Below are 16379 nucleotides of genomic sequence, written 5' to 3' on the forward strand. Positions count from 1 at the left end.
TAGATGCTGTCTCGGAAATCGCAACCAGTTGCGTCTCTGGTTCTGCTGTTAGTCCGAAAGCTGAGGGAGGAGAAGGACGTAAGTTTTGGTTAAGCAGAGTGAATAGACTACTTTGTAGTTTAATTCTTCCAATTACTTTAGTAGGAACTGTAACTCCTAATGTGCTTGCGGATCAGCGTTCAGGGATGACGGTGATTAACGGGCAAGTTCAGGCAATCACTGACGGTTTAGTTACTACAATTACTAATAGTCCAAATGCGATTATTAATTGGGAGAAATTCAACATAGGTACAGATGAATTAGTAAAATTCGTACAAGATAATGCTAATTCAGCAGTACTTAACCGTGTAATTGGGGGTGAGGTTTCGAACATTCTCGGTCAATTACAATCAAATGGTAAAGTGTTTATTGTTAACCCAGCTGGCATTATCTTTGGGGAAACGGCTAGAGTTGATGTGGCAAGTTTAGTAGCTTCGACTTTAGATCTTAGCGATGAAGACTTTATCAACGGTAACTATGTTTTTAATCAAGAAAAAGATCAAGCCTTAGCGTCAGTACTTAACCAAGGGATAATTAAGGTTAATGATGACGGTACTCTTGCCCTACTGGGGGGGGTAGTAACTAATTACGGCGTACTAGAAGCTCGCAATGGTACAGTTTACCTTTTAGCGGGACAAACAATTACCATTCAAGATCTTGATAACCCTTTAATCTCTTATAAAGTTGTTGCTGGTAATACAGCAGTAAACTTAGGAGAAATAGTTTCAAAAAGAGCTTACCTATTAGCGAATAAAGTAGCTAATGGTTATACAGCGGTAAACGAATTTGCAGATGTAATTTCTGCAAAAGATTCAGCAGCTAAAGCGACAATTACAGCTTCGGGAGAAGTAGTGCTTTATGGGGCTTCTGAATCAGATCAAATCCATACAACTGCAGAAAATAACAGCCTTTTAGCTCAAGGCAATAACACTTTATCAGGATTAGTGGTTAACAATGGTACGCTTAATACCGCTAATCAAACTGGCAAAGCAGGCAATGTAAAAGTTTTAGCAGACACGGTGGTTCTTGGATCAGCTTCGCATATTAATGCTTCAGGTGTTGAAGGTGGATATGTAAATGTAGGTGGTGATCTTACAGGACAAGGCAAGCTAAAACTAGCGAATACAACAATCGTTGCCACAGGTTCTACTATTAATGTCTCTGGTACCTCAGGAAATGCAGGTACAGCTATTGTTTGGGGTAATGCAGCCTCAGTTGACGGTGTATTCTTAGCTACATCGGAAGGTGCTACTGGTGGTTTTATTGAAACCTCTGGTCACTATATTGAAGTTAACGGTAACTTCGAAGTAAATACAAGTTCTTCTCTTGGAGATGATTATGCTGGTACTTGGTTGCTAGACCCTGCAAGTATTAATATAAATAGTTCGGGATCAGACACTACTACTTCTACACAATCAGGTGATACAACTACGATTACTTGTACTACGGGTACAGCTAGGGTGTTAGATTCAACCGTTGTAACTGCACTTAGTACGACTAATGTATTGATTACAACAGGAGAAGGCTCTACTACTCAATGTATTTCTCTTAATAACGGTGCTAATATCACCTCAACCTCAGGTTACAATTTAACTTTAGTTGCAGGTAATAACATTCGTATTAATGGTACTATTAATATTACAGGTAATTTAACAGCAGAGTTCTTAAATACATCTGGTACAAGTAATTTTACGGTAAATGGTAATTTAACCGCCAAGGACGTATCTTTAAACGGAACAAATACTAGATTTAATTCTACCAATACCTCATCGGTAGCAATAAATAATTTAACTGCGAACAATATAAGTTGTTTTACCGTAGGTGGTAACTTCTCTGCCAACGACGTAACTTTAAATGGTAATAGTCTTGCATTTAACATAAATAATGGTAGTGATAAAGCTACTTTAACAGGTAATTTAACCGCAACTTGTGTATCTAGTTTTATTCTTAATAGAGCGTTAGAAGTTAAAGATATTTCCGTGACAGGAAATTTCACGTATAGCTCAAATAGCTCTACTGCTACAATTACCGCAGAGAATATAACTTTAAATGGAACAAGAGGATTTGTTGCCCCAGCGAGCATAACCGCAAAAAATATTAATCTTTCAGGGGCTATAACTAGTATTACGATTAATAGTGGTGCTCCAATTACTCTTGAAGGTGATTTTAATGCAAACTCTACAGGAACTACATTTAATGTAAATGTAGGGGATAAGATTAAGGCTAATAATTTAAATTTAACAGCTACAGCTGCTAATGGGATTAAATTTTTAGCAAATAATGAAACGTCTGGTTTAGAACTAAATAGTGCTCTATTTATAGGTGGAGGATCGGTTACTCTTACTAAAGGTAATCAAGGGTATGTAATTAATAATAGTATTGAGTTAAGAACGGGTACTACAACTGCAAGCTCTGCAGGATTAACATTTAATGCAAGTGGTTTAACCGCATCTCAAGCTAAATTTGGAAATATTACCGTAAATACCGCTCCTGCTACCTCTACAACAAATTTAATAACAGCTAAATTAGAATTTACAAATTCTAGCAGTACAACAATGTACATTAGTGATATTAATTATGTGGCAGGCACCTACTCTCCTTGTATGAGTTTAACTATTAACCATACAACGGTTAATTTAAGTAACTATAGTGCTACGGAATTAGGTTTATCAGCATTTACAATTGAGAATGCTTGCCTAACTTCTTCAGAATCAAGTACGCTTAATTTTGGAGCAGTTACTGCGTTTGAAGGAATTAACTCAACTATAAGTGGGTTTAATAGTCTAGAAATGGAGATAGGTACTGCAAGTAAGATTTCTAATTCTAGTGTTTCTTTAAATGGTAATGTTACTATTACTGGTTACAATATGCTTTATATTCAAGATGGCTCGAAAATTAGTGCAAAGAATATAAATTTAGATGTACAGCAGTATAATTTAGTTAATTCTAATTTAACCGCACAAGAGTATATCAATACTACAGTTGGAGCTGGAACTACTATAAATAACTCAAACATATCTGCAAAAGATGTGAATTTAGTTATGAAAGGTGAGTCTGGAACTAATATATATGCAATTACAGATTCAAATCTTACAGTTAGTGATCAATTTTCATTTATAGTTAATTCTACTGCATCTTCTTCTACTGCCGCATTAGCTTTTAATAATAGTAATGTATCTACTGGTAGTTTTAGTGTAAATCAAACTGATAGTTCATTAGTGGCTAATGTACAAGTAACATCAGATAAATCTCAAATTGATGTAAAAACTGGAGATTATAGCGTTACGGTAAGAGAGGGACAAAAACTTGATTATAGAGTTGATGGTGAAAGCTCTATCAATGTTGAGCAAGGAAATTACACCATCAAAACTTCTGGATCTAGTACAGGTTCATCTTATGTAGTTAACGGGGCAAATGTTGTAGTTAATAAAGATATATTAATTGATGGTTTTAGTTCGGTAACTATTACGAATGAATCTGCGACAGAAGACTTAGATGCGAGATCTAAATTTGTTTCAAATTCGTCAGATATTAATATTACTAATGTTTCTGGTACTCTAAAAATCCAAGGATATCAAGTACTAGCTGAAGGTACATCTGGTGGTACGGTAAATGTTTCGGTAGGAACTTTATCTACTAAGTACAGTAATATTAATGCTAGTGACTCTGTAAATTTAGAAGCAGAGACCGCTCTTTCTATCGTAGACTGCACAACTATAAATGCTACTAATAGTATTAATCTCGAAAGTTCCACAGGGATTTTAGAGACTTATAATTCTGCTTTAAATGCTACAGATATAGTATTAGAAGGGAAAAATATTCAAATCGGTAGTGGTGAAGATTCTAATACTAATGTTAGTGCCTCTAATTTTGTAAAAGTTAATGCTACAGAGGATCTAACTTTATCTGGATCAAGTGGCGATAGTCTAACTCAAGTTTCTGGGGTAAATGGAGTAATTTTACATTCTGATGCTAGCTTTACCAACTCAGATGGTGATAAGCAGGCTCAAGTATACTCTTCTAATGGTAATGTTAATGTAACAACTACTAGTGGAATTCTTGCTGCCAAAAATATAAATGCTACAGGTCAAAGTGTATATCTTAAATCAGCAAGTTCTGAAGGTATTGCTCTTTTAAATACAACTTTAACTGCAACTAATGAAACTGTAGGTACGATTGAAGTTAATGCAAGTGCGGGTTCAATCTCACAAGAAGAATCTGAAGGTAAATATGTAAATCTAAACTCACCGAATAATATCACTGTAGCGGCACAAGAAGATATAGGTTTAACTTACTTTAATGCAACTGCAAAAAGAAATATTACGTTTACTAACAAAATTGGTGATAGTGATGTAACAGGTGACTTATGTGTAACTCATGGTTATAACGTAAATGCTGGTGGAGTTTTATTATTTGAGTCAGATGGGGCTTTAACTGTAGCTTCTGAAGAGGCTACAAAACCTTTATCAGTAGTATCTCAATCAGTTAAAGGTGTTGCAAAAGGTGATATTCGTATTGCGAATACATCGATTAATACTACTATGACTCAAGAAGACGGTACTCTAGAAACTGGTGATGTTAATTTTACATCAGAAACTGGTAGTACTTCATACGAAGATTCGAAAATCATTGCGAAGAATTTCAATTCAACGGCTTATACTTCATTTAGTTTTACAAATGTAGCTCTTACAGCAAATGAAACTACGAGTATTGTTGTAAAAGATTCAACGTCTAGTGAAGAATCTTTATTACAGTGTTCAACTTTAATAGCTAATGAAACAACAATAACTTCAGGTGGTCTATTAAAAGTTAATACTGATAATGACAGTGTGACTACGGTTGTTACATCTAAATCAGGTAAAACCGATATTACCGTAAATAATGGTGGTATTGAAGCTAAAAACTTTGTTGCTAATGCAACTACTTCAGTAGATTTAACCACCAGTGAAGATATTACTTTAACTTGTACCACTTTATATGCTCCACAGAATGTAAATGTTACTTCTGGTGGTAGCTTAACGGTTGAAACAGATGGTGAAACCAACATTACTTCTGCAGAAGTTAAATTATATGCGGAAAGTGACTTAAGTTTAGCTGGAGAAAATACTAAAGTTAACGCTACTGATGGTAATGCAAGTTTAACCTCGAATACAGGTTCAATTAACGTTAGAGAAAAAGCTCAAGTTAATGCAACTAAAGATGTTGAGTTAACGGCTACAGCTGGTAGTGTTACTATCGAAGATGGAGCTAAGTTAAATTCTTCTACACAATCTGTAGAAGTTGAAGCTGGTGATGCGATTACAATCTCTAGTAGTGAAACTGATGTTTACGCTAAAGTAAATGTTAACTTAACTGCAGAAAATGGTGTATCTATTGAAGAAGCTACAGTAACTGCAGAAACTGGTGCTATTAATATTCATTCAAATGCAGATAGCGTAAGTGCTTCTAGTGCAACCTTAACTGCAGCTAAAGATGTTAACGCAACTGCAACCGCTGGTACTGTAACTTTATCAGAAACAACAGTAACTGCTGGTGAAGATATTAATGTAACCGCTCAAGGGGTGATTGTAGAAAGTAGTTCAAGTTTAACTTCAGGTGCTGATAATTCTATTACCCTAAATGCTACAGCTACGGATCAAGAATTAAAAGTTGAATCTTCAACTTTACAAACTAAAGTTTTAGATATAGATTCAAATAGTGCAATTACTATTTCTGAGTCTACTTTAAATGCTACAGAAAATGCTTCGATCGTAGGGCATAGTGCTGATGTAACTCTATCAAAAGTAGAGTTAGCTTCTCCTGATACGACAATCGCAACTAATACTAGTGGTGATGTAAATATCAATAGTGAATCTAACATTACTGGTAGATCTTTAAATATTACTTCAGCAGGAGCTTTAACTACAGAAGGTAGCTCTAAACTTGGTAATGAAAGTACTACAGCTTTAACCTTAAAAGCTGTAAATGATCTAAAAGTAAGTGATAGTTCAGAATTAGCAGCTACTGCAATTACCTTAAATTCATCATCTTCTAGCGTAAATATAGAAAATGCTAAAGTTGGTAATGAAAATACAACAAGCGTAGATATAGCTGCGACAAATGTAGTAAGTGTAACTGATAGTTCTGAAGTTAAAGCTAAAGAAAGAGTTAACTTAACTGCAGTCAACGAAGTTAAATTAAGTAGCTCTGAGGTTACTGTAAGTGAGTCTGCAGGTGTAATAAAAGTTGACTCAACAGAAGGTTCAGTGACTTTTGAAGATGGAGTAACTTTATCTGCAAAAGGTAATGTTGATATCACTGCAAATACATGTGTAAGTGCTACCGGTGATAACAACTCAATTACCTCAGAAGAAGGTAAAGTAACTATTACTGCAAATTCTAGTGATGTGACTTTAGAGTCAACTACCGTTAGCGGTAAAACTGGAGTAACGGTAAATGCTACTTCAGGAAGCATTAGTGCAAGCAATGGTGAACTTAAATCAGAATCAGGCGATGTTGCCTTAAATGCAAAAACTGATATCACCTTAGCAAGCAACAATGTTGAAGCAGAAACAGGTAATGTAACCTTAACCACAACTGAAGATGGAACTGTAGCAATTAAAGATGGTTCTACTCTATCAGGTAAAAATGTTAATGTTACTTCTGCAGGATCAATTGAAGTAGAAGGATCAGGTACAGCTATTACCTCAACAGAAGAAAATGTTACTTTAACGGCCTCAAATTCTTTAACTGTGAATGAAGCTACTGTAACCGCTGCGAAAAATGCGGTATTAACTGCAGCAACAGGAGAGGCAAGCTTAACTTCAACTACTGTAACTGCAAGTAATGGTGAAGCAACGGTAACGGCTGCAACAGGCTTAACTTTAGATAAGGCTATTCTTACAGCAACAGAAAACGTTAGTGCAACTACGACTTCAGGTTCAGTAACTGCTACTGAAGCTAAATTAAGTGGTACTAATGCTACTTTAGCAACGGCTAATGGTGAGTTATCAGCTACAGATTCAACTGTAACAGCAACTTCAGGTGATGCTAATGTAAGTGCAACTAAAGGGTTAACTTTAAGTAACACTACAGTATCTGCATCAGGTAATGCAAGTGTGACAACTAGTGGTGGTGATGTAACAACTAGTGATAACACTAAAGTAAGTGGAACTACTGCAACTCTATCTGCTACTGCAGGTGCTGTGAATGCTAAAGATACAACAGTTTCAGCAACTACAGGTGCTGCTACAGTTAAAGCAGCAACTGGTTTAACTTTAGAAAATACTACCGTTAATTCTACTTCATCAGATGCTAGTGCAACTACAACTTCAGGTAATGTAGAAACAAGTGGTAACACTAAAGTAGAAGGTACAAGTGCAACCTTATCTACAGAATCGGGTACTCTTTCTGCTACAGATACATTAGTAAATGCTACTAATGGGGAAGCAAAAGTAAGTGCTACAGGTGACTTAAGTCTAAATAATGCTTCAGTAGTTGCTACTGGTAATGCAAGTGCAACTACTACTTCAGGTAATATAGAAGCAAGTGGTAACACTAAAGTAGAAGGTACAAATGCAACCTTATCTACAGATTCAGGAACGCTTTCAGCTACAGATACATTAGTAAATGCAACTGATGGTGAAGCAAAAGTAAGTGCTACAGGTGACTTAAGTCTAAACAATGCTTCAGTAGTTGCTACTGGTAATGCAAGTGCAACTACTACTTCAGGTAATATAGAAGCAAGTGGTAATACTAAAGTAGAAGGTACAAATGCAACCTTATCTACGGATTCAGGAACGCTTTCAGCTACAGATACATTAGTAAATGCAACTGAAGGTGAAGCAAAAGTAAGTGCTACAGAAGACTTAACTCTAAACAATGCTTCAGTAGTTGCTACCGGTAATGCAAGTGCAACTACTACTTCAGGTAATGTAGAAGCAAGTGGTAATACTAAAGTAGAAGGTACAAATGCAACCTTATCTACAGATTCAGGAACACTTTCAGCTACAGATACTTTAGTAAATGCTACTAATGGTGAAGCAAAAGTAAGTGCTACAGAAGACTTAACTTTAAACAATGCTTCAGTAGTTGCTACCGGTAATGCAAGTGCGACGACTACTTCAGGTAATGTAGAAACAAGTGGCAATACTAAAGTAGAAGGTACAAATGCAACCTTATCTACAGATTCAGGTACGCTTTTAGCTACAGATACTTTAGTAAATGCTACTAATGGTGAAGCTACTGTAAGTGCAACGGGTAACTTAACGTTAAGTAATACTTCAGTAAATGCTACGGGTAATGCAAGTGCAACGACGACAAATGGAGATGTTAATGCTTCTAGCAACTCTGTAATTAGTGGTGCAAATGCAACCTTATCAACTGCTAATGGTAATTTAACCGCAAATAATACTACCGTAACTGCTTCAACCGGTGATGCTAAAGTAGAAGCGACTAAAGCTTTAACTTTAACTAACACTACAATTACAGCTTTAAACGGTAATGCAAGTGCTTCTACCGCAGGTGATGTTGTAACTACAGATGTTAACATTACTGCTGAAAATGCAAGTTTAACAACTACAGGTGGTAGTTTATCAGCAACAAGAACTGTAGTTAACTCAACTAAAGGCGATGCTGTTGTAAGTGCTACAAGTGATTTAACTTTAGTAGATACCAATGTAACTGCGACTTCAGGTAATGCGAGTGCAACGACAACTTCAGGAGCAGTAAATGCAACTAATGCTACGGTAAGTGGTACAAGTGCTACTTTATCGACTGATAATGGTGCGGTATCTGCAACTAACACTAGTGTGACTGCAACTACTGGTGAAGCTAAAGTAAGTGCAACTACAGGTTTAACTTTAGATGGTGCGAAAGTAACTTCTGCGTCAAACAATGCGAGTGCAACTACAACTTCAGGTGCGGTAACAGCAACTAACTCTACTGTGAGTGGGGTGAGTGCAACTCTAGCAACTGATAATGGTGCTGTATCTGCAACCAACACTAGTGTGACTGCAACTACTGGTGAAGCTAAAGTAGTAGCAACTACAGGTTTAACTTTAGATGGTGCGAAAGTAACTTCTGCGTCAAACAATGCAAGTGCAACTACTACTTCAGGTGCTGTAAATGCAACTAATGCTACAGTAAGTGGTACAAGTGCAACTTTATCGACTGGTAATGGTGCTGTATCTGCAACCAACACTAGTGTGACTGCAACTACTGGTGAAGCTAAAGTAAGTGCAACTGCAGATTTAACTTTAGATGGTGCGAAGGTAACTTCTGAGTCAAACAATGCAAGTGCAACTACAACTTCAGGATCAGTAAATGCAACTAATGCTACGGTAAGTGGTACAAGTGCTACTTTATCAACTGGTAATGGTGCTGTATCAGCAACTAACACTAGCGTAACAGCAACCACAGGTGCGGCAATCGTAAGTGCAACTAAAGATTTAGATTTAAATGCAACTTCAGTAACATCGACAGGTGATGTTGCAAGTGCAACAACGACTGAAGGTAATGTAACTACTTCTAATGGCTCTAAAGTAAGCGGTACAAGTGCAACCTTATCTACAGGTTCAGGTAAAGTATCAGCAACAGCTACGGAAGTAACCGCTACTACTGGTGCAGCAACTGTAAGTGCAACTACTGGTTTAGATTTAAATGCTACTTCAGTAACCTCTGAAAGTGGAGCAGCAAGTGCAACTACGACTACAGGTGATGTAACTGCAACTAATAGTTCTAAAGTTAGTGGTACTAGTGCGACGGTAGAAACTAAGTCAGGTTCTGTAAGTCTTGCTAATACTGCCGTAGAAGCAACTGCTGGTGAAGCTAAAGTATTAGCTACGGATTCAATTACGGTTACTGATTCAACCGTAAACGCTACCGAGAATGCAACTGTAGTAACTAATGGTGCAGTAAGCTTAACTAATACTGAAGTTCACTCTTCAGGTGCAGCTGTAAGTGTGGTATCTAATACTTCAACTACTACTGTTACAGGTTCGAATATTACTTCAGTAGCAGGAACTAACTTAACCGGTAATGCTGCTTTAAGTATTAGTGCTAACTCAAATGTAAGCTCTTCTGCTGGTACAGCTCGTTTACTTTCAACCAATGGTGCAGTAACGGTTTCAGATTCAAATGTAACCGGAGCAACTGATGTTGACGTAGACGGTCAAGCAGTTACTTTCAAAGAAAGTGCAAAACTAGTTGCAACTAATACTAATGCGAATATGTCAATCATTGCTCACAATGGAGCAGTAACCATTGATGCTTCGCATGTAGAATCTCCAGATACTTCGATTTCTACCTTAACGGAAGGAACAAATGTAAGTATTGTTAATAGCTCTACTATTATTGGTACGAAATTAAATGTGACTTCTGCGGGTGGGGTGAATATAACTTCGTCTACGGTAGGTAACGGGGATACAGATACTGTATTAGTAAAAGGTAATACTAATGTTTCAGTGGATGGCTCTAATGTAACCTCAAAAGCGGGAACTAACATTACAGGTAATGGTTCAGTAACCATTGCAAACAACTCTAATGTTACTTCTCATGAGGGGACAGCAAGAGTTTACTCTCCAAATGGAGCAGTAACTATTGATAAATCTAATGTTACGGGTAACACTAGTGTAGATATTGACTCAGGTACAAGTACTACAATTAGCAATAACTCTAATGTAACCGCTACAGATTCAAATAGTAATATCTCAATTATTGCTCACAATGGTAATGTATCAATCTCAGGTTCTCATGTAGAGTCTCCGGATACTTCAATCTCTACCTTAAACAATGGTAATGTAAGTGTTGTAGATGGTTCGACTATTATTGGAACTAAAGTGAACATTACTACAGGTGGTAATGTAAATATTACTGGATCTAATATTACTGATCCTAATGCAACTACAGAATCTAATAGCACTATTAAAGTTCAAGCTAATGGTTCAATTACGGCAAACAACTCGAACTTCTCAACTACGGTAATTGACTTCGATGGTAATACAGGAATTTCAATTAACAATTCGAACTTCCCAGCATTACATAATATTTCAATTATTTCAGGTAATGGTTCGATTGAGATTACTAACTCTACTGGAGGTTCACCAGATACAAGTATCTCTTCGCCAAATGGTACCGTAAACATTACTGATAGTAATATTACTGGGACTAAGACCAATATTACCGCAGGTGGTAATATCACAGTAGTTGGTTCTAACTTAACTGATCCAAACGCAAGTACCGATTCTAATAGTACCGTAAAAATTGAATCTAATGGTTCAATCACCGTAAATAGATCGAATATTTCTACTACGGTAATTGACTTTGATGGTAATACCGGAGTTACAATTAACAATTCTAACTTCCCAGCGTTACACAATGTGTCAATTATCTCTGGTAATGGCTCAATTAATATTACCAACTCAAATGGTGGTTCTCCGGATACCAGTATCTCAACGCCAAATGGTTCAGTGAACATTACTGAAAGTAATATTACCGGAACTAAGACCAATATTACCGCTGGTGGTAATATCACGGTAGTAGGTTCTAACTTAACTGATCCAAATGCAAGTACCGATTCGAATAGTACCGTAAAAATTGAATCTAATGGTTCAATCACCGTAAACAGATCGAATATCTCTACTACGGTAATTGACTTTGACGGTAACACAGGAGTTACAATTAACAATTCTAACTTCCCAGCGTTACACAATGTGTCAATTATCTCAGGTAATGGCTCAATTAATATTACCAACTCAAATGGTGGTTCTCCGGATACAAGTATCTCTTCACCAAATGGTTCAGTGAACATTACTGAAAGTAATATTACTGGTACGAAAACAAATATTACTGCTGGTGGTAATGTAACCGTAGTTGGTTCTAACTTAACCGATCCAAATGCAAGCAAAGATTCGAATAGTACGGTAAAAATTGAAACCAATGGTTCAATCACCATTGACAAGTCAAATACCTCAACTACGGTAATTGACTTTGATGGTAATACAGGAATTACGATTACTAACTCTAACTTCCCTGCATTACACAATGTATCAATTATTTCAGGTAATGGTTCAATTAATATTACCAACTCAAGTGGTGGTTCACCGGATACAAGTATCTCTTCACCAAATGGTTCAGTGAACATTACTGATAGTAATATTACTGGTACTAAGACCAATATCACTGCAGGTGGTAATATCACGGTAGTAGGTTCTAACTTAACCGATCCAAATGCAAGTACCGATTCGAATAGTACCGTAAAAATTGAATCTAATGGTTCAATCACTGTAAATAGATCGAATATTTCTACTACGGTAATTGACTTTGACGGTAACACAGGAGTTACAATTAACAATTCTAATTTCCCTGCATTACATAATGTGTCAATTATCTCGGGTAACGGATCAATTAATATTACCAACTCAAGTGGTGGTTCACCGGATACAAGTATCTCAACCCCTAATGGTTCTGTAAACATTACTGAAAGTAATATTACTGGTACTAAGACCAATATTACTGCAGGGGGTAATGTAACGGTAATTGGTTCGAATATTACTGATCCTAATGCGACAACTGAGTCAAATAGTACGGTAAAAATTGAAACCAATGGTTCAATTACTATTGATAAGTCAAATACTTCAACTACGGTAGTTGACTTCGATGGTAATACAGGTATCACTATTACTGATTCTGAAATCCCGGGCTTATATAACATCTCGATTATTTCAGGTAATGGCTCAACCAACATTACCACAAGTAATGTAGGTTCTCCGGATACCAGTATCTCAACTCCAAATGGTTCAGTAACTATTACTGAAAGTAATATCACCGGTACAAAAGTTAATATTACTGCACCGAATATTACCATTACTTTAACTAATATTACGCCTGATGGTGATGTGACCATTAAAGTACCTGATGAAAGTAGTACACCAAATTCAACTATCAACATTACGGGTAGTAATATTAATACTCCAAATGGTAATATAACCATTACCAATGAAAATGGTACGGTAACTTCGAATAATTCGAATTACTCAACGCCAAATGGTAATACGAACATTACGGGAGAAAATGTTTCTCTCACCAGTTCGAACTTCTCTGGAAATAACCAAACGATTATTGCCAATAACTCATTAGTAAATATCACTAATAGTTACACCAATAGTTCGAATAATCCAGGAAGCACGATAATTATTTGTCGTAACTGTCCACAAACGGTAAGCTCTGAAGAAGAGTACTACTATCAAGAACATCAAACCCACCAACGTGATCTTCACTATCAAGTAGGACGTGATGTAGGTCGTGATACTAATAATGCGACCATCTCAAGTGATGAACCTCTAGATAGTAATAAAGGCTCAGAAAGTGATTATGTGTTAGTGGCAGAGAGTAACCAAGGCAATAATAGTGGTCAAAATAACGCTAACAATAGTGATAATGCTAACGATAGCAATAGCAATAGACGTTATCTCTATAGTGATGATAACAACATCACCATTGAAGATATTAACGCTCTTGAAAGTGCTGGCGTAAGTAGTCTTGAAACTTGTTATGTAATTGCTGACACTATTCTTGCTGAATACAATCCAGCAACTATTGCTCAACATGCTGATGAAATTAAAGCTAAATTAGCTCAACTTGGAGTTACTCCAACTGATTTAGAGAAATTTGTGAAGGCATGTAGCAAATATGCTTACTGGGGTAATAAAGTACGTAGTTAAAAGCTAAGCTTTTTAGTTTTTAACTAGCTTTAAGGACAGCTCGTTTTGAGCTGTCCTTTTCAGTTTTTGAGAATTAATTGTTGCAAGTTATGTTTTAGAGAAATTGATTATTGATTAAGATCTTGGCAAATGTGATTAATCTTTATATAATGATAAATTCCTCTCAAACAGTTATTTTGTCAATGAAATTAAAAATTAGATTAAAAGAAAAAGTATTGAGAGTTAAGCAAATACCTTTGCCTTTTGGCTCTCATTCTCTTGAGCAAGCTCTCAATCGCTTAAGACAGCTTGTGCAAAGTTTACAGAATTTAGGTACTAAAGAAAGTAATAATTTAGCTCAATTACTTAGAACAACATTTATGGCAATAATGTTTGCTAAATTAACTAAAGCCGTGGCAAAACCAAGAGCTTTTTCGCTCTTTGAAGGTTTTATTGATAAGAGTGAAGATCCACAAACTTTAGCTTATTTAGGACTTAAAGCTGAAGATTTAATTTTGCCTCATTCGCACTATCGAGTAAAAATCTTTATTAAAGATCCTCAAATTTGGCAAGATTTTTGGCAACCTAAATATATTTTGGTATTTAAAGGTACTGGAATTTTGTTTCTTGATGACTGGGAAAATAATATCCAGCAGGCTTTAGGAAAAGAGTCCAAATATTACCAGCACGCAATTAAGTTAGCTAAAGCTATAGTTTCAGCTCATAAAAGTGCAGAGGTTTATGCGGTAGGACATTCTTTAGGTGGGGGATTGGCTACGGTTTTTGCGATGGTTTCAGGAGCTAAAGCCATAACTTATAATGCAGCAGGAATTAGTGAAAATACCCTGATGGAAGCTAGATATGATTGTAAGAATATTGATGCTTATTATGTAAAAGGTGAGGCTTTACAAGCTTTACAACAAAAGTTTTCGCATCAGTTTCATGACCTAGATATTTATCGTTGGCATGTAAATTTAAGTAGGATTCATCCTTTACCTCAAAGTAGAGGAATAAATCATATAGTAACAGCTGGTTTAACTTCTCTTGATAAGCATTTTGTGAGAACGGTAATTCGTGGTCTCAATAAGCAATTGTTAAGTTTAGAACAGCAAGCCCTTAAATTAATTAACGTAAAAAGGTAAGAGATGATGTTTCTCTTACCTTTTGCTATATCTGCTTTTTTATTTTAAACCTGCAAGTTCGCGAAGAAGAGCTGCTTTATCAGTGTTTTCCCAACTAAATCCTTCTCTTCCGAAGTGTCCATAGTTGGTGGTTTTACGGTAAATAGGTTTTAATAAATCTAATTCTTTAATTAAACCATATGGACGTAAATCAAATACTTCTTTAATTAATTGGGTTATTTTTTCACGAGGAACTACTTCTGTACCAAAAGTTTCTACGAATACTGATGTAGGTTCTGCTACCCCAATTGCATAAGAGAATTGTACTTCACAACGTTTTGCTAAACCTGCAGCCACAATATTTTTTGCTACATGACGAGCTGCGTAAGCTGCTGAACGGTCAACTTTTGATGGATCTTTACCAGAGAAAGCACCACCACCGTGACGTGCAGCACCGCCGTAAGTATCCACAATAATTTTACGTCCAGTTAAACCACAGTCACCTAAAGGACCACCAATTACAAAACGACCTGTTGGGTTAATTAAGAAACGAGTATCCTTATCGATCCACTCTGCTGGCAAAGTAGGTTTAATAATTTCTTCAATTACACCTGCACGAATTTCTTCATTTGAAACTTCAGGGCTATGTTGAGTTGAAAGAACTACAGTGTCGATACCTACAATTTTGTCGTCTTGATATTTAAAAGTAATTTGTGATTTAGCATCAGGACGTAACCAGCCTAAAATTCCGGTTTTACGGCATTCTGCTTGACGTCTAACTAAGCGGTGAGCATAAGTAATAGGTGCTGGTAGATAAGCATCGGTTTCGTCGGTTGCATAACCAAAAATAATTCCTTGGTCACCAGCTCCTTGATCTAGTTCGCTTTCACGATCTACACCTTGGTTAATATCACCTGATTGTTTACCAATACATGAAAGTACGGCACAAGTGTTACCATCAAAGCCAAGTTCAGATGTGTTATAGCCAATTTCGTTTACAGTTTTACGAGCAATTTCTTCAACATCAACCCAAGCTGAGGTGGTAATTTCTCCACCTACAAGGATTAAACCTGTTTTTACATAAGATTCACAAGCTACACGAGCACGTGGATCTTTTTCTAAAATTGCATCTAATACTGAATCTGAAATTAAATCAGCAACCTTGTCTGGATGTCCTTCACTAACTGATTCTGAAGTAAATAAGTATTGTGTCATAAGCCTATCCTTAATGAGTTTGTCGTCCTTCATTTGCTCAGTTAATGAGGACATTAGTGGTACAAAAATCTAGTTAAAATATAGATGTGTTTTTTATATTTAATAGAGTTATTATACTTTTATTTTGTAAATAGTAAAAGTATTTTAAACAATTCTAAATATTTTGTTTATAAAAATGTCTATACGTTAAAAAATTGCGAGAAAAAGAAGAGTGGGAGTGGAGTATAACCTTAAAGTTTTTAGGGTTAATATTTTAAAGTTGAACTTTAGGACTAAAATTATCTTAAGGTTGAGTTTGAGATTACTTTTTAGGAGTTATGCCAAG

General features: G+C 36.1%; 3 protein-coding genes. 2 read left to right on the top strand and 1 reads right to left on the bottom strand.

Annotated features, from left to right (window positions below; genetic code table 11):
- Nucleotides 1-98: 98 nt before the first annotated feature.
- Together CKF59_RS07820 and CKF59_RS00110 are read left to right on the top strand one after the other, a co-directional pair.
- On the top strand, nucleotides 99-13739 hold the full coding sequence (locus CKF59_RS07820) for a hypothetical protein (RefSeq protein ID WP_222985420.1): 13641 nt from the start codon (nucleotides 99-101) through the stop codon (nucleotides 13737-13739).
- Nucleotides 13740-13921: 182 nt separating this feature from the next.
- Nucleotides 13922-14860 carry a lipase family protein gene (locus tag CKF59_RS00110; protein WP_222985421.1) on the top strand — a complete coding sequence of 313 codons (939 nt, stop codon included), beginning with the start codon at nucleotides 13922-13924 and terminating at the stop codon, nucleotides 14858-14860.
- A 39-nt stretch (nucleotides 14861-14899) separates the two neighbouring features.
- On the opposite strand, the gene metK is transcribed toward CKF59_RS00110, so the two are convergent.
- Entirely contained in the window at nucleotides 14900-16054 is a 1155-nt protein-coding gene (gene metK / locus CKF59_RS00115) for a methionine adenosyltransferase (RefSeq protein ID WP_119533954.1), read from the bottom strand.
- Nucleotides 16055-16379 lie beyond the last annotated feature (325 nt).

The sequence above is a fragment of the Psittacicella gerlachiana genome (assembly GCF_003585965.1).
Classification (GTDB): Bacteria; Pseudomonadota; Gammaproteobacteria; order Enterobacterales; family Psittacicellaceae; genus Psittacicella; species Psittacicella gerlachiana.

Coding starts and splice junctions, on each gene's coding strand:
- CKF59_RS00110 (WP_222985421.1), top strand. CDS start 13,922: ATGAAATTAAAAATTAGATTAAAAGAAAAAGTATTGAGAGTTAAGCAA.
- metK (WP_119533954.1), bottom strand. CDS start 16,054: ATGACACAATACTTATTTACTTCAGAATCAGTTAGTGAAGGACATCCA.